This window comes from Edaphobacter dinghuensis (assembly GCF_014640335.1).
GTDB classification, from domain to species: Bacteria; Acidobacteriota; Terriglobia; order Terriglobales; family Acidobacteriaceae; genus Edaphobacter; species Edaphobacter dinghuensis.
In genome coordinates, this window is record NZ_BMGT01000001.1 from 385,413 (window position 1) to 406,581 (window position 21,169).

The following is a 21,169-nucleotide window of genomic DNA, read 5'->3' on the forward strand; positions in this document are numbered from 1 at the left end:
GCTTTACTGGTCTCGCCGCTGCAAGGTTCGCATCACGTCGATGATGCGCTCGTAGACGTGCTGAATCTCGGCGTCCGCCAATGGACCGGGGTTGGCAGCGCGAACGTGGTCGAAGACATTCTGCTCACGCTTCGGCTCGTAGACCGGCAGGTCTGCAGTCTTCTTGAGCTCGCCGATGGCCTTGGCAGCCTCGGCACGCTGGCTGATGAGACGAACAATCTGTTCATCCAGTTCGTCGATCTTTTTTCGCCAGTCGGAGATATCCATGCATCAGCCTCACGTTGCAACGTTATGTGCCCGGCATTTGCTGGCGTCATTCGCTGCGGGGAATTGGTGTACGCACCATGATAAACGGGGGTGTTTGTTCGGATTGATTTCACTGCGCTCCCGATCTTCATCACCGTAACCTCGCGATAAATTGACCGACCGCCGCGGGAGCTTCGGCCGGAGTGCTTTTTTCAATCAGAGCCACCAATGCGCTGCCGATGATGGCTGCGTCAGCAAACTCGCCGACGGCCTTGACGTGTTCGGCGTTCGAGATGCCGAAGCCTACGGCAATCGGCAGTTTGGTGAACTTTCGCAGGCGGGAGACCAGCTCTGCTGCATCACCTGCGATTGTCTGCTGCGTCCCGGTAATGCCGACGCGGGAGATCGCGTAGACGAATCCTTCGGAGGCATTTGCGATTGCCTTCAGGCGAGCATCAGGACTGGTGGGCGCGGCCAAAAATACCGGGGCCAGCTTGTGCGCGTGCATCGCCTCCAGATATTCGCCTGCCTCTTCGACGATCATGTCGGTGAGAAGAACACCGTCCGCGCCTGCTTCGGCTGCCTTCGAGCAGAAGGTCTTCATCCCCATGCGCACGACCGGATTGAGATAGGAGAACAACACCAGACCCGCTGCTGGACGCGCTGCGCGGAGTTCTTTTGCTAATCCCAGCACATCGGTCAGTGTGGTTCCAAGTGCGACAGAGCGTTCGCTGGCGCGCTGAATCACCGGGCCATCGGCCAGAGGATCGCTGAATGGAACGCCCAGCTCGATGACGTCTGCACCGTTATCAATCGCTGCCAGAGCGATGTCGCGGGTTGTGGCGAGGTCAGGATCGCCTGCTGTCAGATACGCAACGATCCCTGGCTTCTTCTTAAACTCGATCGGCATTCGCCACTGCTCCCTTCAGATCCAATTCCTTTGACAGAATCCCCATGTCCTTATCGCCTCGACCGGAGAGGTTCACCATCAGCACATCCGTCTTCGCCATCGTCGGAGCCAGACGGATCGCTTCGGCTACGGCGTGGGCGCTTTCGAGCGCGGGAAGAATTCCTTCTGTTCGCGCGAGTGTCACCGTGGCCTTCAATGCAGCATCGTCTGAGCAGGAGACGTAGCTTGCGCGGCCGGAGTCATGCAGCATGGCGTGCTCCGGGCCTACGCTGGCGTAGTCCAGACCGGCGCTTACGCTGTGCGTCAGCGATATCTGTCCAGCGTCGTCCTGCAGAACGTAGCTGTAGGTTCCCTGTAGAACCCCCGGGACACCGCCGCCAACCTTCTGGAAGCGTGCTGCATGCTGCCCGAGCGCGGTGCCGCGTCCACCTGCTTCGACGCCGATGAGTTCGACATTGGCATCGGGAATAAATTCGTAGAAAGCGCCGATTGCGTTGGAGCCGCCGCCTACGCAGGCGACGATTGCGGTGGGCAGCTTGCCCTCCTGTTCGAGAATCTGCGCCTTGGCTTCAAGGCTGATGACGCGATGGAAGTCGCGCACCATGGTTGGGTAAGGATGCGCTCCCAGAGCGCTGCCGAGGATGTAATAGGTAGTGCGGACGTTGGTGACCCAGTCGCGCATCGCCTCGGAGATAGCGTCCTTCAGCGTGGCAGAGCCTGCGGAGACTCCGCGCACCTCAGCTCCTAGCAGGCGCATGCGGTAGACGTTCAGCTCCTGCCGGCGCATGTCCTCTTCGCCCATGTAGATGACGCATTCGAGGCCGAAGAGAGCGCATATCGTGGCCGTCGCTACGCCGTGCTGGCCTGCACCAGTCTCGGCAATGATGCGCTGCTTGCCCATGCGTCGAGCGAGCAGTCCCTGGCCGAGGGCGTTGTTGATCTTGTGTGCGCCGGTGTGGAGCAGGTCTTCGCGCTTCAGGTAGATCTTTGCGCCGCCCAGTTGCTCGGTCAGGCGCTTGGCAAAGTAGAGAGGCGTGGGACGGCCGCAGTAGTTGTGCAGCAGATCGCTGAGCTCCGCCTGAAAGGTGGGATCGTCCTTGGCCTGCGCATAGGCCGCTTCCAGCTCTTCGAGCGCGGCCATCAGCGTCTCCGGCACATAGCGGCCGCCGTATATTCCAAACCGTCCTGCTACAGACTTCGGCAAATTCGTTGTGGGTGCTGCACTCATCAGCTTCTCTCCCTGCTACGCAAAAAAGCCGCGACTCGTAAGGGTCGCGGCTCGTGTGGATATCGAATCAACTGAACTCTACAGATGTGTCAGATGATGCTACTCCGCCGATGCCGCTACCGTGTGCCAGTAGCGGAAGGTAAACCAAAATCGGCTGGAAAAGGTCGTCATCTTGATTTCAAAGATACATGGATTGCGGTGCGGGTGCAACATTCCGCTCTTACTTCAGAAAAAATCAATCGACAGGAGATTGTCTTCCCCAACTGAAGTGCCGCCCGATAATCCCTTTCACAATCAGATGGTCTGTGCCCGCTGTTGGCCCTACTCCAACGCCGAAGTTGATCTCCCACTTCGGCGAGACGTTCAGGTCTGTGACGGCAAAGATCTGCTGTTGCTGGTCATGCAGCGAGTCGAACGCGCCCAGTCTTCCGTAGTCAGCGTAGTACTCCACGCCACCGCTGATCTGCTTGGTGAAGTCGTATCCAACTTTCACTCCGGGCGAAAATCCGAGACCCTGCTTCACATCCGGCCCATGCCACGTGCGTTCGAGCGCCGGGTTCACGGCGAAGTACCAGCGTCCAATCGCCTTATCCACGATAGGCCGAATTTCCCAAGTCCACGTATCCGGCGAATAGACCGCTCGTTGATAGCCGACCTCGGTCGAGAGGCTCACACCGACAGGCCAGTGCCACGAGTCGGGCACACGCACACGCGGCCTGATATGGTCGCCCACCCACTGCACACCGTGGCCGTCCTGCCAGCTTGTAAAGACATAGAAACCGACCTCCGACCAACTCGTCAACCCCTGCGTAATCTCAAGGGTCTCGTGCTGCTGGTGGTTCGTCGGATACACGCCATCGACGATATATTTTTGTCCCTCAGGGGTGAAGTTCGAGTGCAACTCTACCATCGTGCTCTTTGGCGCGACGGTGTCCGCCCCGTAGACCTGAATCTCGTAGTTTCCCTGCGCCCGCGCAGAGATCGCGCAGCAGACAAGCGCGGCAATTGACAACGCAATACGCATCGTCTTTGGATGACGACGAAATAATCCCAGGTTCGCTAAGAATTCACGCATATCGAAAGAGCATCATAAAACCCATATCCATGTGGTTCTGCTGGTGGCAGTGAAAGAGCGTCAGGCCCGGATTGTCCGCCGTGAATTCAACTTCAGCCTGTGTCCCTGCTGTAACCAGAACCGTGTCCTTGAGAATGCCGCTGGTGTCGCGGCCTGCCATCTTCTTCAACTCGAACGTATGCCGATGCAGATGCACCGGATGATCATCCTGACTTTTGTTGATAAACATCAGCCGATATCGTTGGCCTCGCGTCAGCGCCACGGTGTCGGTCTTTGGATACGACTTTCCATTAATCATCCACTCGTCCATCGCACCGTGTCCGGCAAACTTCGATTGAAAGACCAACGGGACTTCGATGGCCTTGCTCTCTGCTGCCGAAGCGTCACTCGCTGCGCCAAACTGCAGATAATCCCAGACCAGTTTCTCGGGCTGCTGCCACTGCGGTTTGCCGCTACTGCCCGCGTACTCCACCACAATGCCCATTCCCGCAGCCATGACATGCTTGCGCACCTCGCCCAGCACCCACACTCCGGGGCGGTCCATCTCCACCTCAACACAGACGCGTTCCGCCGGAGAGAGACGGAGCATCGGCACCACCTTCGGCTGCGGCACCTTGTTCCCATCGAGCGCTACAACACGTAGCTGATGTCCCGCGAACGCCAGCCAGTGCGGCTCGGTCGCGCTGCTATTCAAGACGTGCAGCAGCACGCGCTGACCCTGCTTCACGCGCAATGGCTCTCCGAAACCGAGCGTGCGGCCGTTGATCGTCGAAACGTCGTAGGCGGGATTCATTGAGCCGTCGCCGCTGCCTTCGAGGTTCGCGCCAAAGTCATGCAGTGCCAGAAAAAACTCCTGATCATAGCGGGCAGCGTTCTCTCGCGGCTCGATCATCAGAAAGCCCTCCTGTCCGGTGTAGAGCCCCTTCTTGAAGTCGCCTCCGGCAAAGGTGTGCGTGTGATACCAGCGAAACCCCGCGGGGCGCGGCGTATAGGTATAACGTGCCTTGCTACCGGGAGGCACAGCCGGCGTTCCCTCTTCCATCGCGCCATCCACATCGGAGGGAAGGAACAGGCCATGCCAGTGCACTACCTCCTCGTTGCCGCTGTGATTTGCAACATCGATAGTTACCGGCACGCCTTCTTTCAGCCGCAGCAGCGGCCCCGGAACCTGTTGGTTGTAGGCAATGGTCTTGATAAAACGTCGCGGCGCAACCTCAAGCGAGTATGGAGCGATATCGATCGTATAGTCGGCATCCGCAAGGGCAGACGCGACACCGGGAAACACCGCAGCCCCGGCGGCCATCGTCGAACACTGAAGCAAACGACGTCGAGTAACCACACCCCATGCTAACAACGATTGCTTAACCGCAACTTAAGAAAGCACATGGGCACAGGCGCTTCTTGCTAGATCTTCTGAACGCGATGCACATCCCGCACGCCGGGGACTTTACGCAGATTCTGCACCAGCTTGTTCAGGTGGCGAACATCCACCGTCTCCACCACAAAGTCCACCACCATCGTTCCCTCGGGAGTGGCCTTCGTGTCGACGCTGCGAATGTTGGTTCCATCGTCGGCGATGATCGCCGTAAATTCTTTGAGCAGACCGGGGCGGTCATCGCAGAGCACGGTCAGCTTCACAGGATAAGTCTGGGCTTTGGTCGTTCCTGGCTCAACCGGCGAAGGCGCCCACTCCACCTGAATGCGCCGGTCCGACTCATACAACAGGTTCTGCACGTTGGGACAGCTTCGCGCATGGACCGCTACGCCCTTGCCCCGGGTGACGTAGCCGATAATCTCTTCACCACGAATTGGGTTACAACAGCGGGCGCGATAGACCAGCAGATCGTCCTGCCCTTCCACCTGCAGCGAGTCCGACCCTTTGCCAAAGAAGACCTTCTTCACGGCATCGGACATCTGTCCGATGGTGTTGCCGATGCTTCCTTCGGTGGGTGCCGGTTCTGCCGCCATCGTCGATCCCGGCTCGAGCTTGTTCAGCACCTGCCGCGCGGAAAACTTACCGAAGCCTACGCCAGCCAGCAGCTCCGCCTGTGTGCCGAGGCCGTACTCTCCGGCGACCTTGTCGTAGTCGGCCTCGCCAAACTTACCCAGCGAGAGCTTGTATTTGCGCGCCTCGCGGTCGAGCAGCTTTCTGCCGATCTCGATGGCGCGTACCCGCTGCTGCTCGTTGAGCCAGTGCTTGATCTTGTTGCGCGCGCGCGAGCTTTTGGTGAAGCTGAGCCAGTCGCGGCTGGGAGCGTGTCCTGTCTGCGTCGAAATCTCGACGATGTCGCCGTTGCGCAGCCGCGTCCGCAGCGGAACGATGCGGCCGTTTACCTTCGCGCCCACGGTCGTATTGCCAACCTCGGTGTGGATCGCGTAGGCGAAGTCTACCGGGCTTGCGTCCTTGGGCAGCACGACGACCTTCCCCTTGGGAGTGAAGGTGTAGACCTCCTCCGGGTACAGGTCGATCTTGAGCGTCGACATGAACTCGTTGGGGTCGGGCATCTCGCGCTGCCACTCCATCAACTGCCGCATCCACGCGAGCCGCTGCTCGTCCTTCGACGTGACGTTGTCGGAAGCCTTGTACTTCCAGTGCGCCGCGATTCCCTCTTCCGCAACACGGTGCATATCTTCGGTGCGAATCTGCACCTCGAACTGGTGACCGCCCGGAGCAATCAGCGTCGTATGCAGCGACTGATAAAGATTGGGTCGCGGCATGGCGATGAAGTCCTTGATGCGCCCAGGCACCGGACGCCATGTGCTGTGCAGAAGGCCAAGCACCGCATAACAGTCCTGCACGGTCTGACAGATGACGCGCACCGCGAGCAGGTCATAGACCTGGTCGACGGGAATCTTCTGCGACTCCAGCTTCTGCTGAATGGAGTAGAGACGCTTGATACGCCACTCCACGCGCCCCTTGATATGGTGCTCGTGCAGCTTTTCTTCGAGCTCGGTGACGATCTTGTGCAGAAACTCTTCGCCTGCTCCGCGCAACGAATCCACTTCGGTCGAGACCTGCTTGTAGGCAAAGGGATCGGTGTAGCGGAAGGCCAGATCTTCGAGTTCGCCGCGCAGCTTACCCATGCCCAGACGGTGCGCCAGCGGAGCGTAGATATCGAGCGTCTCGCGCGCAATTTTTTGTTGCCGCTCCGGCTTCAGGTGCTCCAGCGTCCGCATATTGTGGAGGCGGTCGGCCAGCTTGATGATGACCACGCGAACGTCGGTTACCATCGCCAGCAGCATCTTGCGGATGTTCTCTGCCTGGTGGTCTTCGCGGTTAGCGAACTTGATCTTGTCGAGCTTAGTAACACCCTCGACGATGTGCGCCACCTGGTCGCCGAAGCGTTTGCCCAGCTCGGCTGAGGTGACATCCGTATCTTCGACCGCATCGTGCAACAAACCGGCTGCAATCGCGGTCGAATCCATCTTCAACTCGGCGAGCACCTGCCCGACTTCAAGCGGATGAATGATGTACGGCTCGCCCGAGGCCCGCTTTTGCCCCTCGTGCTGCTGCAAAGAGAACGCCCATGCCTTGCGGATAATGTCGAGGTCATCGGCGGGACGGTTCTGATGCACCGTCTCGAGCAGCTTTTGAAACTTGGCGTCGACCGTCTCGATCTCCGCCGCTGGTACGTCGCCCAAATGAGATGCCGAAGACTCATCGAAGACCGACGGTTCTACCGGCCCGACCTCCGCCGCCTTGCCGCGCAGCTCAGCGACAGCCGGAGCCTCTTCTGTAACTCCAACAGGAAGAGCAGCTTCCAGCTCCATCCCTGTATCGGTACCAGGTATCTCCGATGGCTTCTTCGGCTTGTTTGGCGGGGCAGCCTCTGAAGAGGCTGGATGGGCGGTGACCATAGGACATTATAGGCTGCGTCGTCAAGTCCCGGTTTGCGCCGGCCAACGGCCTCGAAGGGATCGACGAGAGATGAGATGATGCTATGTAAACGAATACACCCCAGAGATCTCGCTCCATTCTGCCGAGCATCTCCAGAGGACCGCCATGAAACTGCTCACAGGATTCCTTCTCCTCGCGACGGCTGCGCTGCCGTTCTTCCAGCCAACGGCGCAAGGTCAGACGGCACAGAACGCCGACACCTTTCATAATCCGCTGCTCAAGACCGGCCCCGATCCTTGGGTGGTTACCTATGGCGGCTTCTATTACTACATGAACACCACGGGCGGGAACCTGACGGTGTGGAAGACACGCGACATCACCGACCTCGCCCATGCAGAGAAGAAGGTCGTGTGGACGCCCCCGGCCACCGGTCCCTACTCGCACGACATCTGGGCGCCGGAGCTGCACTTCATGGATGGCAAGTGGTACATCTACTTCGCCGCAGATGCCGGACAGAACGAGTCGCACCGCATCTACGTCGTCGAAAACGCGGCAGCCGACCCACTCGATGGCAACTTCACCTTCAAGGGTAAAGTTGCGGACGCGACCGACAAATGGGCAATCGATGCCTCCGTCTTCGAGAACAAGGGCCAGAAATATATCGTGTGGTCAGGCTGGGAGGGCGATAGCGACGGCGAACAGCGCATCTACCTGGCGCACCTCAAAAACCCCTGGACCATCGACTCAAAGCGCGTTCTGCTCTCCTATCCGAAGTATCCGTGGGAGCACGTCGGCGACCTTCTCAATCGCCCCGAGATGCCGCACGTCAATGTGAATGAAGGTCCGGAGATCCTTCAGCATGGACAGGACATCTTCCTCGTCTACTCCGGCTCCGCCTGCTGGACCGACTACTACGAGCTGGGCGTGGTGAAGGCGAACGCCAACTCGAACCTGCTCGATCCAGCATCATGGTCGAAGTTCGACCATCCTTTCTTCAAGCAGGACCGCGAGGCAGGCGTCTTCGGCCCCGGCCACAACGGCTTCTTTAAATCGCTGGACGGCAAAGAAGACTGGATCATCTATCACGCGAATCCGGGCTCAGGCGAGGGTTGCGGAGGCATGCGCTCGCCGCGGATACAGCCCTTTACATGGAATGCAGACGGTACGCCGAACTTCGGCAAGCCGCTCTCGACCGAGACTGCGATCCGCAAGCCCTCACACAACTAACAGCGTGGAGACGAGTGCTGCCGCTAATGTGCAGCACTCGTTCCGTTCTGCGGATTGCTCTGTTGCGTTGACGTTGCAGGCTTGGGGGCTGGCTTGGCCACGGGCTTGCGGCGGCGTCTTGGCTTCTTCACCGGCGCAGGCGTCGGGCAGACGACCGGAGCCGCAGGTGGAGGTACGGCACGCAGCGCGGCCTGCAACCGGTGTACCTGCTGGTCTTGTCCAAGAGCGGCGGAGTTTAGCCGATCGCCGAGAGTGCGCCTGGCATCTTCGAGGCTCGCCCTGGCGTGATCGATCGCTGCGCTTTGCTGCCCCGGAGCGGCGAGGTTCGCAACCTGAGCGACGCGAAGCAGTACATCGTAGAGCGCCTCGACATTGCGGTAGGCGAGCAATAGCTGCGAGACCGAATTGGGTGCTGCATCGGCGGTTGCAAGCAACTGCGGCAGCGTCGTCTGGATATCACGGTGAATAGAGTCGATGTTAGAGCCGGTCTCCTGCTTGATGGCATCGGGGGCCTTCCATCTTTCCGGTCGCAACACTTCGAGCGCCTGCGTCAGCGTATCGAGCGAAGGCTGCATGATCGCAGAGGCGGCCCCCTGTGACTGCATGGCGGCTGGCGGCTGCGCGGCGGGAGGCTGCGCAGCCGATGCAAGACACGGTGCGCAAATCGTCACAAGAAAAACAGCAGAGGGAAGGTGGCGCATAGCGTTTATTTTCACGGAAGACCCCTTATTTCATTCCGCTCTCCACCAGATAAGCTCAGCAAGGGACAACGGTCTCTAGGTTGGATGCTGCTTTGGATATGTTGCGACTTGCCGGACTGCAAACGCAAATCAGAAGCGATGGATTCTGCCTCGCAGCCGCTTGAGTTCCTGGCGATCGCGCTTCGAGGGCCTGCCCTCGGTCACCGCTCCCATGCGCATCATCTCCTTGCGCTCCTCGGCGGCCTTGAGACGGGCCTGCTGGCTCTCTTCGGTCTCCCGATACAGCGTCTGCGCGACCGCCGCCGGACCGCGCACCTCGCTGAGAAGCAGCACCTCGACGTGAAAATCCCCAGCTTCGTTTTTGACGCGAAGCATATCGCCGACGCGCACCTCGCGCGCGGCCTTGGCGCGCTGGCCGTTGGACTCAATCCTGCCCAGTTCGCATGCCTTCGATGCCAGCGCCCGCGTCTTGAAGAACCGCGCCGCCCAGAGCCACTTGTCGATTCGCATCTCTGCCATAACTCATTTTCATACACGGGCTCTCTATCCGAAGTATGCTGCGAAGCCACAAGGGAACTTTCTGGACAACGCGGGCCCAGCAATGGTTTTCTAAGTCATCCGGTCTTAGTCGCTTGTCGGTATCCCCATCGAAGGGACAGCGTGATGGCCGGTTGGTTCCCGGTCAGGAACTGCTGCAACTAGTCGAAGAAATGGTGACGGCAACTATCTAATTATGAACGATTTATCCGGAGAATCTCCTACTCCTTCTCCCCTAAAAATTACTAAGGTCAGCCCGTAGTCTCGTTGCTCCAGCCCCCAATATTTTATTTTTTTGCTATGCAAGAAGATGCATATTCATGCATCTTACTTTGAGGTTTTATCTGATTTACCCGGCATTTACTGACTGCCTTGGTGTTTTTGGTGGCGCGGCATTTTGAGGCGCAAACATTCAACCTTATTCCGAAAGAAGGAACACACCAATGTCATCAAACAGTAATCAATCTGGCTGTACCTCGAAAAAACCATTTCCACTCCCAGTCATTTTCTCAGTTCTTGCAATAGCATTGGCTCTGACCGGGGCCATTGTGGTGGGTTGCAGCAGCGGTGGTTCTTCAACAACCACCTCCTCCGGCACAGCAAAGGTATCCGTGATGCTGAGTGATCCGTCGACATGTATGGCCCCGAATGGGCCTTATCAACATGTTTATGTCACTGTGACCGACATCAAGGCAAATACGAATGCGACTGCCGGCGATGGCGATTCAAGCTGGGTCGACCTGACTCCGAGCCTGGCAGGAGCTCCACAACAGATTGATCTTCTGGGACTGGCCAATAACCAGTGTTTTCTGGCGACCCTGGGCGATGCGCTGGAACTACAGGCAGGAAACTATCAGCAGATTCGCGTGATTCTGGCGGACAATTCGGCTACGAGCAATATTAAGAACAATGCCTGCACCAGCTCCGCCAACTGCTTGGTTTTGAGCGATGGCAGCACACATACCTTGCAGCTTTCGAGCGAATCCAAAACGGGCATCAAGATTCCTTCCGGGCAAATCGAGGGCGGCGGATTCAATATTGCCGCAGGACAGACGAAGGACCTGGATATCGACTTCAACACCTGCGTTTCCATTGTGGAGCAAGGAAATGGGCAGTACAGACTGAAGCCCGTGCTGCATGCAGGCGAGGTGAGCACGACCTCTTCGTCGATCAACGGAACCGTGGTGGACAGCGCGACAAACAAGCAGATTGATGGTGAAGTAACCGTCGCATTGGAGCAACCGGATTCGAGCGGAATCGATCGCGTCTTTATGAGCACGCTGACGGATGCGAGCGGCCACTTCGTCTTCTGTCCACTGCCACAGGGAACTTATGATGTGGTGATTGTGGGGCAGAATACTTCTGGAGTCGTTTATTCGCCTACCGTCGTTACGGGAGTTTCGACAGGATCGGCGGTATCGACCGTGGCATTACATGCGTTGCCTGTCGTCTCTGTGGGTTCAGCGACGCTGCAGGGACAGGTGACCTCGCAGAACGCCGCGAATCCGGCAGCAGCAACGGGGATTGATGCTCAGTTGAGCACATTGGAAGCTGTGAGCAGCACGCTGACAGTGACCGTGCCTCTCGTTCCGAGTACGACCCAGTCAAGCGTTGTGGCCGCGATTACCACGGCAAGCAATTCAGCATGCCCCACCAATACTGACTGCGCAAACTACAGCCTGAGCGTTTCAGCAGGCGCACCCTTTGTCGGCGCTTTCGCTGCCGGCGGAACGACGTTGACGCAGAGCACGCTTCCAGCCTCGTATACGGTGGATGGAATCGCGTTTGTGCCGTCTTCGGGCGGAACGCTGGACTGCTCGCCCAATGAGTTGAAAGCTACTGCGGTGATGCCGGCTCCCGGAGCTCCTTTGCCGGTTTCCACATTGGCGTTTGCAGGATGTCAGTAGCCTGGAAAGCCTCAGAGAAGGTTGTAGCAGCAAAAAGGCCGCCCGCTGTGGGTGGCCTTTTTTGCATGGCTGAAGGTTCTCTGCGTTATACGTTGAACTTGAAGAAGAGAATGTCGCCGTCCTTGACGATGTACTCCTTGCCTTCGGAGCGGAGCAGGCCCTTTTCCTTGACCGCCTGTTCGCTGCCGTAGGTGAAGAGGTCGTCGGAGGCATAGCAGTCGGCCTTGATGAAGCCCTTCTCGAAGTCGGAATGAATGACGCCTGCCGCGCCGGGGGCCTTGGTACCGCGCTTGATCGTCCAGGCGCGAACTTCCTGCACACCCGCCGTGAAATAAGTGATGAGATCAAGCAGGCGATAGGCAGAGTGGATGAGGCGGTTCAGGCCCGGCTCGGAGAGACCCATGTCCTTCAAAAACTCGTCGCGCTCGGCTGGTTCTAGCTGTGCGATCTCGGATTCCATGGCTCCGCAGATGCGGACGACCTGTGCGCCCTCTTCTGCGGCGCGCTTTTCGACAGCGGCGGTGTAGGCGTTGCCATCGATGATGCCGGAGTCATCGACGTTGGCGACGTAGAGCTGAGGCTTGGCGGTGATAAGGAACAGCTCGCGGGCGATCAGCCTCTCTTCGTCCGTCAGGTCGGCGGTGCGGGCGGGCTTGCCTGCGTTGAGGACGTCCTTGAGCTTGGTGAGAGCGGCGAACTCGGTTTTGACCTTATGGTCGGCGTTGGCGGGCTTGTTGAGCTTTTCGACTTTAGCGTAGCGCTTCTCGACGGTGTCGAGGTCGGCGAGCAGAAGCTCGGTGTTAATAATGTCGATGTCGTGCAGAGGATTGACGCCTCCGGCGACGTGGACGACCTCGGCGTCATCGAAGCAGCGGACGACGTGCGCGATGGCGTCGGTGGCGCGGATGTGGCCGAGGAACTGGTTGCCGAGGCCTTCGCCTTTGCTCGCGCCTTCGACCAGACCGGCGATGTCGATGAACTCCATCGTGGTGGGAACAAGCGACTTGGGCTGGATCAGCGCGGAGATTTTGGCGAGGCGCTCATCGGGCACCGTGACGACGCCGGTATTGGGGTCGATGGTGCAGAACGGATAGTTGGCCGCCTGGGCCTTGGCAGAGGTGAGCGCGTTGAAGATGGTGCTTTTTCCGACGTTGGGCAGGCCAACGATTCCACAATTGAGAGGCATTTTTCTATGAGGTCCTTACCTTCTATTGAAACATGCCGATGCGGATGATGAGCGATGCCGAGGTTCGTGGCGCTCCACACCCACGTCCTCAAGTGCCGGACGTGGGGCACCCAACTAGTGCCGGTTATGCAGCGGCGATGCGGCGGGTGAGGTCGTTTTGTTCGGCCTGCGACTCGGCCCCGATGGTGAAGGCATCGAGGACACCGCTCCCGAGCGCGTAGCGAATCGCCTCGGAGGGGCGGTCGCGCATGTCGCCCTGTCCCAGAATCTTCATGCCGACGATGCCTTTGCCCGAGGCACGCATCTGCTGAACGACGCCGATGACGGTCTTCGGATCGGCGTCCATGTGCGACTGGACAGGATTCAGGCGAACGAGATCGACCTCGACCCACGGCGATGCAGCCGCCGCGCGCAGAGCGGGCAGAGTATGACAGGAACATCCGTGGGCACGGATAACTCCCTTCTGCTTGGCCTCGGAGAGAACGTCCATGACGCCACGATAACGCGTCGTCCAGTCGCCTTCGGTGACGCAATGGACGAGAAGGATATCGATGTAGTCGGTGCCCAGCTCTTTGCGGAAACGGTCGATATCTTTGCGCAAACCTGCCGGGTCGCGATTGTCGGATTTCGTGAGGACAGTCACCTTGTCACGCGGGAGCTGCTTGATGGCTTCGGCGACGTAAGGATGGCTGCCGTAGGAGTCGGCGGTATCGAAGAAGCGTAGGCCGTTGTCGTTATAGCCGTTGAGCAGCATTCTGACGAAGGGATTGTTGCCGAGGCGAGTCTGGTTGGAGGCTCCGCCGCCGCCGATGGTTCCAGTGCCCATGGCGAGGCGGCTGGTGCGAATGCCAGTCTTGCCGAGGACGACCTCATCGTGCGCGTTGAACTTGCGGGGGAGAGGTTCGGTTTCGAGGGAGGCCGCCGGAGCAAGCTTCGTGGCGAACAGTGCCGCGCCAAATCCGGTGGCAGTACGACGCAGAAAATCTCTTCTCAGCATGGCGTACTCCTTTGCGAGATAGGATACGCCGATTTTGTGAAGCGATGGTGTTACTTTGCAGGCAATCTGCAGGCAAAGTTGTGTGCGTTGTTGGTACTGCCTTTGCCTTTATAAACGGCCACCTGCGGGTAGGGGCAGAGTGGCCGCGTGCGGTCAATCTCGCCCTCGGTGGTGTGGAAGGCGATGATCTTTTCGGGTGCGTCTCCGTCTTCTACCCACTCTTCGAGCGCCGTAACTCCATCAAAATGAGTGGGGCCGGGACCACCGCCACAGTGGTTCATGCCGGGGACCATGAAGAGACGCAGGAACTGCGGCGTACTGCTGCCGACAGTCGCCTGCACCTGGTTGTAGTAGTTGATGGTGTTGAGCGGCGAGATGTCGGGGTCGCTCCAACCGTGATAGAGGATCAGCTTGCCGCCACGCCGCTGCAAGGGCCGCAGATCGGGATCGACGGCATCGAGCGAGCGGCTGGTTCTGGCCAGCGCAATCTTCATGTCGGTGTCGTAGTTGAAGTTAAGAGCGTTGTAACGGGGATCTTCAAAGACCATGTTCTGGAAGAAGCCGTCGGCAGCCTTCCAATGAGTTGCGGCGAAGGGTTTGTTGCCTGTGATCCAGCTTGACCAGCCCGAGGAGCCGTTTTCGCCACCGGGAACAAGACCGGGGTAGATGAGATTTCCATGGGAGTCATGCGCGCCGCCCCAGATGTTTTTGATGGCTTTGACTTGTTTAGGAGTAAAGCAGGAGAACGTGGGCTGGCCTTCTTTGCAGGTGAGCACAGCAGGGTCGAAGTGGCATTTGCGCGGGTCGTCGAGCACGCCGTCCACGACTCCATCGATGGCGTCGCAGGCTGCAACAACGGCATTGGCCAGCAGTGGCACCTTTGAAGCTGGAATGTAGCTCTCCGGATCTTTGAGGGTTGCGATGGAGTACCAGAGGTGAGCGCCGGCGTAGTGGCGAGTCCAGTTATTGGCGGGATCGCCAACGAGAAGGCCGTCGTAGTCGTCGGGGAAGCGCTGGGCTTCCATCAAGCCTTGTTCGCCGCCTTTAGAGCAGCCAACGTAGTACGAGTGCGCGGAGGCTTTGCCGTAGAAGGTCTGCGTGATCTGCTTGCCGTTGACGGTAGCGAGATGCAGACCGCGGTAGCCGAAGTCGGCGACGAGCTCGGGGTGATGCAAAGCCCAGGTTGAGTCGAAGCCGTTGCTGGGCGGGTTGTTGACGTGGCCAGTGTCAGTGCTGACAACCGCGTAGCCGCGTCTTAGTGCGGCAGCCATGGCGCGATAGCTGATGACACCTGCAGTGCCGCCGTTTCCGACGCCCTGAAACTTGCCGTTCCATGTGTGCAGCGGCATCCAGACCTCGAAGCGGATCGCAGGCTTGGTCGTGGCTGCGACGCGGCAGAACGGTGGCAAGCCGCCGATTGACGCGGTGGTTTTGGGCACGGCGAATGTTCCTGTCGAAACAGTTGTGGCGGAGGTGATGACGGTTTCGGGAAGCTGGAGGCTAATGAGGTCTTTGCAGGACTGTTGAGCAGGAAGTGACGTCGCAAGGAGAAGCAGGGCGAGAATGGGAAAGATTGCGAATGGGAGCGAGGCCTTGGGATTTCGCACGGTTCTCCTTGTCATTTTTTGCAGGACGGGAGCATGTACCCCCCCCTCCCCGGACTAAAGTCCTAAAGTCTTCAAGATATGAGGGTTAAGTCTGGACTTCGAGTATACCCCCGGTGGGACCTGTCCAACCGTCATGCGATGGACGGGGTTTCTGAAGAACAGGTTTGTCAAGTTTCGACAGACCAAATAGCTGTGATTATTTCAAGACAAATAGCTGTCGTTCTTTCAAGACAAATAGCTGTTATTTTTTACCAGGAATAGCCACCCGAGGCCGGAGGCCATGCCTGATTAAGCTGACGCAGAACGACGATGCGGCCGAGGTGGTAGGCATTGTGAGAGGCCAGGCTGATGAGTTGATCGCGGACTGACATGATGCGAACGGGTGAGCCGGGGCGGGAGGGGCAACGGATGGGCTCGTCTAGTCTGCGGGTATCCCGGGCACTGGCGGCGGCTTGTTCGGCGGTCTGGAGGAAGCGCTTGCAGAGTTGGTCCCAGGTCTCGGAGGCGGTCTCTAATTCGGAGGGGAAGCCGTCGGAGGGCTTGTCGGGGAATGGCGTCTCGATGCCTTGGACCCAGTCGAGTGTGACCTGCTGCCAGAAGGCGATGTGCCAGAGCTCTTCGTAGATGGTGTGAGGGGTATTGGGAATCTTCTTGTGGACGAGATCGTCGCTGAGACCCTCGACGATGTGCGCCGGTTTTGCTGCATAGCTGTCGCCGATGAGGGCCTGGGCGAGTTCATTCATTGGATCGCTCCTAAACTCCAGCCCTTCTATTTTACGAGTGACGTGAGAGGAGGGATAACAGGGCGTTTTCTTGAATTGGAAATTATTTCAAAAGAGAATTGCCTAGGGTACGTCCTGTCAGGTAACGTTTTTCATGAAATTCAAGAGGAGCTTATGCGCAGGGTATTTTTAGTCGCCGGAATTTGCTTGATGATGTCGGCCGTGGGTTTTGCAGAGGTGAAGCCAGCGTCGTTGTTCAGCGATCATGCGGTGTTGCAGAGTGGGATGTCAGTGCCGGTGTGGGGAACGGCTGATCCGGGCGAGAAGGTGACGGTGACGCTGCACGGGGTGAGCGCATCGACGACGACCGGAGCGGATGGCCGATGGATGGTGCGGCTGAAGAAGTTGAAGGCGGGCGGCCCCTTCGAGATGACCATCGCCGGGAAGAACACGGTGACGGTGAAGGACGTTCTGGTGGGCGAGGTGTGGCTGGGGTCGGGCCAGTCGAACATGGTGTTTACGGTGTCGAAGAAGAGCAATCCGTGGGCGGGGATGCTCGACGAAGAGGGCGAGATTGCAGCGGCAAACTATCCGCAGATACGGATGTTTACCGGTAAGGCGACCAAAGCGTATGAGCCACAGACCGACATTGTGGGCGAGTGGAAGGTGTGCAGTCCGGAGACTGCGGGCGACTTTTCTGCCGTGGGATATCTGTTTGCACGCGACCTGCAGCGAGAGCTGAAGGTGCCGGTGGGCATTGTGCTGGAGGCGTATGGAGCGAGCACGGCAGAGTCGTGGCTGCCGCGGCCGACGGTGGCGGGGGATCCGATGCTGAAGCCGCTGCTGGATAAGTTCGATGCGCGGGTGAGTTATTACAGAGAGCATCCGGGTGGCTTGGATGCGGACGCGCCAGCGGGGCCACAGACGTTGAACGCGCGGCCAGCCAAGGCCGGGGCAAAGCCCGCAAAGATGCGCGATCCGGTGCAGGACCAGCACCAACCGACGGTGCTGTTCAATGGAATGATTCAGCCGGTGCTGCCGTATGCGATTCGCGGAGTTCTCTGGTACCAGGGAGAGTCGATTGTGGGTGGAAAGGCCGGAGTGGAGCTTTATCCGCACACGATGGAGACGCTGGTGAAGGAGTGGCGCCAGCTTTGGGGCGAGGGCGAACTGCCCTTTTACTATGTGCAACTGGCAGCGTTACAAAATGCAAGCAACAACCCTGCAGTGCGTGAGGCGCAGGCTCAGTTGCTGAAGCTGCCGAAGACGGCGATGGCGGTGACGATCGATATCGGTGACCCGAAGCTGGTGCATCCGAAGAACAAGGAGCCGCTGGGAGAGCGGCTGACAGCGATTGCACTGGCGAAGACCTATGGCAGAAAGATGGAGTATTCGGGGCCGGTGTACGAGTCGATGAAGGTGAAGGGGAACGCGATTGAGCTGAAGTTTGCGCATGACAAAGGGCTGACGGCGAAGAACGGGCCGCTGAAGTGGTTTCAGATTGCGGGCGCCGACCAGAAGTTTGTGGATGCGGAGGCGAAGATCGAGGGCAACAAGATCATCGTGACGAGTGCGCAGGTGAGCGCACCGGTGGCGGTGCGATATGCGTGGGCCGATTATCCGGAGGGCTGCAATCTATACAACGGTGCGGGGTTTCCGGCGGCTCCGTTTCGAACGGACAAATGGGATGCTCTGACACCGATTGCAGCAGAGTTTACCGGTAAGTGATGGTGTAAATTTAGCCGAAGCTGGGTTTTGATTTGATCTCAAGTTGAGGGAGTGAGGAATGAAAAGCATTCTGATGTGCGCTGTTCTGATGTCGTCGTTCGTAGCGACCGCTCAGACTCCGGCTGCTCCTGCGGCGGCCAAGCCGGGGCTGACTCTGACCTCTTCCGCGTTTGAGGATGGCGGGATTATTCCCGATAGATATTCGCGCGCCGTCGAGGCTCCTGTCTCTCCAAAGTTGATGTGGACGCATGTACCGGATGGCACGGTGAGCTTCGCGCTGATTCTGCACGATCCGGATACGTCGCTGCAGAAGACGACGAACCAGGTGCTGCATTGGATGATCTTCAATATTCCGGGGAGCGCCAGCGAGCTGCCGGAGAATGTGCCGACCACGGCGACGCTGACGGATGGATCGGTTCAGGCGGTAAACACCGGCAAGAAGATCGGCTACTACGGCATGGGTGCGCCTGCGGCGGGGCCTTATCATCACTACACGTTTGAGCTGTTCGCGCTCGATACGAAGCTGAGCCTGGGGCCGGATGCAACGCAGGCCGATGTGCTGAAGGCGATGGATGGTCACATTCTGGGCAAGGGCGTTCTGGTGGGGCGGTTCCATCGGCCGTAGGCGAGAAAACTGACGGTGGAATATAACGGCCTGCGGTGTTTATTACGCGCAGGCCGTGAGTTTTTTAATTCGCAGCGGGCTTCTCGACGTGGTCGATGACGAAGACGTCGGCCATGGCCTTGGTTGGCTCGAGCTTTAGCCCAAGCTGCTCCGGTAGCGCCGTGTAGAGACTCGGCGGCGCATTGGGATCGTCTTTCGGTGTGGGCCTGGGGCCGAATACGGCAAACTGCGAGTCGTCGGGCGTCCAGTTCAGATTGAAGTCATACCTCGCGGTGAGCCCGGTGTGGTCGACGACTGGCCGGTCCATCACCGCGGACTGCATGCCATCGCAGAAGTCCTTCATGGTGGAGTTCGTCACCATCAACTGGCCGAGTCCTCTGAAGAGAAAGTTCTTCGGATCGTTGGGCTGGTGAATGGTCTCGGTCATCTTGGGACCGCCCTTCGCGACTGTAAGGGCGTAGACGGAGAGCTCTTTCTGGTCGTGGTGGAAGGTGAGCTTGAAACGATCTGTGAGAGCGGACTGGATCAGCTCCTTCATCTGTTTAGTGTTTGGCCGGCCTTCGGCCTCGGGCACACCGTCGAGATCGAATTTCTCGGTAGCGAACCAGTCTGGCGCGCCTATGATCTGCTTGACGTGCAGCCCATAGGCAAAGGTGACCATATCATTCATGGTGGTGTTGATCGTCATCAGATGACGGCCGCGAATGGTGAAGAGTTTGCCCGGACGGTTGGGATCGCTGGGCTTTACGGTGATCACTTCAAACTTGAGTACGGCGTCCGCAGCCATCGCCTTGGGAGGCTCGGGAATCGGCCATGTGGCCTCGGGGGTGACGTGCTGAAAGTTCATGACGGCGGTATGACCGCCCTGGGTCTGGTTGCCGGTGATGGTCTTGCCGTCGGCGCTCAGGGTTCCGACGTAGGTGACGTCGATGGCTGAGATCTCGAATTTGAAGGACGTGCCATCCACCGTGATCGAATTGATTGGGATCGACTGTCCGCCCTGGTCGATGCTGTAGGAGATGCCCCTCAGCTTGCCGTCGACCTTGGTGATCTTCATGACGATGCGCAGCCCCTGTCCGGCCTGCAGAGTGCCCTGCCAGTTGCCAGTGACGTCGGTCTCTTTGGCCTGGGCGTGGGCGCGTGGGGCGCCGACAAAACAAGCCAACGCTAACGTGAGACCGACCATCCACAACAGTGTCTTCTTCATGCGCGCTCTCCGATCGGGCGAACAGATGTGTGCATCGCAGAGACCGCGATGACGGCCTGAAGCGAAGTCGGGCAATTCTATCAACTGACAGCGCAACGGCGGATTAGATTCCGGCAAAGATTTGGGAGAGCAGTTCGTTCGTTGCGGTGTCAGCTTACTTGATAGGTCGCCAGAGTGATGGTTACAACATCGTTCGGAGTTTTGACCGTGCCGCCGTCGCTCTCCGGGTGAAACTCGATGCGCATGGTCTCGGCATTCACGATGACGCGGAGATATCCGTAGTCGGTTGTGTTGTAGTTTTCGAGCGTCAGGGTGTCGTCGATCTTGTAAGGCGTGCGGTAGGTTCCACGCATGGTTGAGAGCGGAGAGTGGCCGCCGCATCCGGCGACGAGGAAAGGAATTTGAAGATTGTTTACCGTGCGCGTGAAGCGTTGATAGTTATGGGCATGGCCGGAGAAGACGGCGTGCGGCCAGACGCCTGCGGCCTGGCAGGCGGAGTCGATGTCCGCGAGCATTAGTGGGCTGCCTCCGTGGACCGAGCCTCCAGTGAAGGGTGGATGGTGCATGGCGATGATGATCGCTCCGGTAAACTTCTCGCTCTTGATTCTCTGAAGTGCAGCGGTGAGGAAGGCGATCTGCCGGTTGTCGAGCACCTTGTTCTGGCCGTTTTCGCCGGAGATGACACCAGGGTCTTCGAGCACGTTGCTGTAGAGGCCGAGAATGCGGACAAAGGGCGCTTCGAGCGTGAAGTAGACGCCGGGCTGGATCATCGTAGTGCGAAGAAGGCCGCCGGAGTCTGGCGACTGCACCGGGCTGGAGGTGCAGAAGTTGCGCAGAAATGCATCGAGGGTGGGCTCGGGATCGCCGGTGTAGACGACTCCGTCGTGGTTGCCGGGAATGGCGATGATGGGCGCGGGATAGTCGCGGTAGGGCTCGTAAAACTGGTCGTAGTAATAGGTCGCTTCGCCGAAGTAATAGACGACATCGCCTAAGTGAAAGAGGAAGGACGGGACGTCGGCGGAGTTGGCCTCGGTGAAGTCGGTGACCATCTTGTCGGCTACCAGAGATTGCGTGGCGGGACCTTTTGCGCTGCCGGTATCGCCTACTGAGTGAAAGACGATCTGTCCGGCTTGCTGAATGGCCTTTGTTTTGGCTGCGCCTTGAGCACCGTATACCTGTGCGAGCGTGAGGGTTGGTTCCACCGCGCCGCCGCGTGGCTGGGGAACGGCTTCCAGTGTGTTGAGCCCAACATCTTTCTGATCGGTGACAGGGTTTCGGAAGCCGGTTGGATCGGGTGTGGGTTGGGGTTGGCCAAAGATCGGCTGCGTGCTGGCGGCGGATTTTGGATTCGCAGGCGACTGATGGGTCGTGGACTTCTTTTTGGCTTTTGTTGAATGTTCGGGTAGGCGCTTTGGCATCTGTCTGCCC

The 21,169-nt window shown here is 58.8% G+C and carries 18 protein-coding genes; 4 read left to right on the forward strand and 14 right to left on the reverse strand.

The genetic code is table 11. From position 1 onward, the window contains the following. Positions 1 to 3: 3 nt before the first annotated feature. From pheA to IEW09_RS01500, 6 genes are all read right to left on the reverse strand, one after another. Positions 4 to 267, reverse strand: coding sequence for a chorismate mutase (gene pheA, locus IEW09_RS01475; protein WP_188552390.1), 264 nt, complete (start codon positions 265 to 267; stop codon positions 4 to 6). A gap of 130 nt (positions 268 to 397) precedes the next feature. Further along, positions 398 to 1,156, reverse strand: a complete 759-nt coding sequence (gene trpA, locus IEW09_RS01480; RefSeq protein ID WP_188552391.1) for a tryptophan synthase subunit alpha — start codon at positions 1,154 to 1,156, stop codon at positions 398 to 400. Then, positions 1,140 to 2,384: a tryptophan synthase subunit beta gene (gene trpB, locus IEW09_RS01485; protein WP_188552392.1), complete on the reverse strand. Its 1,245-nt coding sequence runs from the start codon at positions 2,382 to 2,384 to the stop codon at positions 1,140 to 1,142. The genes trpA and trpB overlap by 17 nt, the downstream gene beginning before the upstream one ends. A gap of 235 nt (positions 2,385 to 2,619) precedes the next feature. Then, on the reverse strand, positions 2,620 to 3,459 hold the full coding sequence (locus IEW09_RS01490) for a hypothetical protein (RefSeq protein ID WP_229739003.1): 840 nt from the start codon (positions 3,457 to 3,459) through the stop codon (positions 2,620 to 2,622). After that, complete coding sequence (locus IEW09_RS01495; protein ID WP_229739004.1) at positions 3,452 to 4,798, reverse strand: multicopper oxidase family protein; 1,347 nt, start codon at positions 4,796 to 4,798, stop codon at positions 3,452 to 3,454. Before IEW09_RS01495 ends, IEW09_RS01490 begins: the two co-directional genes overlap by 8 nt. 65 nt (positions 4,799 to 4,863) lie before the next feature. Next, on the reverse strand, positions 4,864 to 7,317 hold the full coding sequence (locus tag IEW09_RS01500; protein WP_188552393.1) for a RelA/SpoT family protein: 2,454 nt from the start codon (positions 7,315 to 7,317) through the stop codon (positions 4,864 to 4,866). A gap of 145 nt (positions 7,318 to 7,462) precedes the next feature. Between IEW09_RS01500 and IEW09_RS01505 the strand changes: the two genes are divergently transcribed. Beyond that, a complete protein-coding gene (locus IEW09_RS01505; protein WP_188552394.1) occupies positions 7,463 to 8,524 on the forward strand; it encodes a glycoside hydrolase family 43 protein in 1,062 nt (353 codons plus the stop codon). 23 nt (positions 8,525 to 8,547) lie between these two features. On the opposite strand, the gene IEW09_RS01510 is transcribed toward IEW09_RS01505, so the two are convergent. Next, entirely contained in the window at positions 8,548 to 9,240 is a 693-nt protein-coding gene (locus IEW09_RS01510) for a hypothetical protein (protein ID WP_188552395.1), read from the reverse strand. Positions 9,241 to 9,354: 114 nt separating this feature from the next. Next, positions 9,355 to 9,744 (reverse strand): RNA-binding S4 domain-containing protein, encoded by a 390-nt coding sequence (locus IEW09_RS01515; protein ID WP_188552396.1) that lies wholly within the window; start codon positions 9,742 to 9,744, stop codon positions 9,355 to 9,357. Between the two features lie 545 nt (positions 9,745 to 10,289). On the opposite strand from IEW09_RS01515, the gene IEW09_RS01520 reads away from it, so the two are divergent. Continuing rightward, positions 10,290 to 11,669 carry a DUF4382 domain-containing protein gene (locus IEW09_RS01520; RefSeq protein ID WP_229739005.1) on the forward strand — a complete coding sequence of 460 codons (1,380 nt, stop codon included), beginning with the start codon at positions 10,290 to 10,292 and terminating at the stop codon, positions 11,667 to 11,669. 85 nt (positions 11,670 to 11,754) lie between these two features. Here the strand turns inward: IEW09_RS01520 and ychF are convergent, their stop codons facing one another. From ychF to IEW09_RS01540, 4 genes are all read right to left on the reverse strand, one after another. Then, a complete protein-coding gene (gene ychF, locus IEW09_RS01525; protein ID WP_188552398.1) occupies positions 11,755 to 12,855 on the reverse strand; it encodes a redox-regulated ATPase YchF in 1,101 nt (366 codons plus the stop codon). 124 nt (positions 12,856 to 12,979) lie between these two features. Beyond that, complete coding sequence (locus IEW09_RS01530) at positions 12,980 to 13,852, reverse strand: aldo/keto reductase (protein WP_188552399.1); 873 nt, start codon at positions 13,850 to 13,852, stop codon at positions 12,980 to 12,982. 50 nt (positions 13,853 to 13,902) lie between these two features. Continuing rightward, entirely contained in the window at positions 13,903 to 15,459 is a 1,557-nt protein-coding gene (locus tag IEW09_RS01535) for a tannase/feruloyl esterase family alpha/beta hydrolase (RefSeq protein ID WP_188552400.1), read from the reverse strand. Between the two features lie 248 nt (positions 15,460 to 15,707). Next, a complete protein-coding gene (locus IEW09_RS01540; protein ID WP_188552401.1) occupies positions 15,708 to 16,202 on the reverse strand; it encodes a DinB family protein in 495 nt (164 codons plus the stop codon). Positions 16,203 to 16,391: 189 nt separating this feature from the next. Here IEW09_RS01540 and IEW09_RS01545 point away from each other — a divergent pair, with 189 nt between their 5' ends. Together IEW09_RS01545 and IEW09_RS01550 are read left to right on the forward strand one after the other, a co-directional pair. Beyond that, entirely contained in the window at positions 16,392 to 17,909 is a 1,518-nt protein-coding gene (locus tag IEW09_RS01545) for a sialate O-acetylesterase (protein ID WP_229739111.1), read from the forward strand. A gap of 58 nt (positions 17,910 to 17,967) precedes the next feature. Next, complete coding sequence (locus IEW09_RS01550; RefSeq protein WP_188552403.1) at positions 17,968 to 18,534, forward strand: YbhB/YbcL family Raf kinase inhibitor-like protein; 567 nt, start codon at positions 17,968 to 17,970, stop codon at positions 18,532 to 18,534. 64 nt (positions 18,535 to 18,598) lie between these two features. Here the strand turns inward: IEW09_RS01550 and IEW09_RS01555 are convergent, their stop codons facing one another. Both IEW09_RS01555 and IEW09_RS01560 read right to left on the reverse strand, forming a co-directional pair. Next, positions 18,599 to 19,741 carry a TIGR03435 family protein gene (locus tag IEW09_RS01555; protein ID WP_229739006.1) on the reverse strand — a complete coding sequence of 381 codons (1,143 nt, stop codon included), beginning with the start codon at positions 19,739 to 19,741 and terminating at the stop codon, positions 18,599 to 18,601. Positions 19,742 to 19,890: 149 nt separating this feature from the next. After that, a complete protein-coding gene (locus tag IEW09_RS01560; RefSeq protein WP_188552404.1) occupies positions 19,891 to 21,159 on the reverse strand; it encodes a metallophosphoesterase family protein in 1,269 nt (422 codons plus the stop codon). Positions 21,160 to 21,169 lie beyond the last annotated feature (10 nt).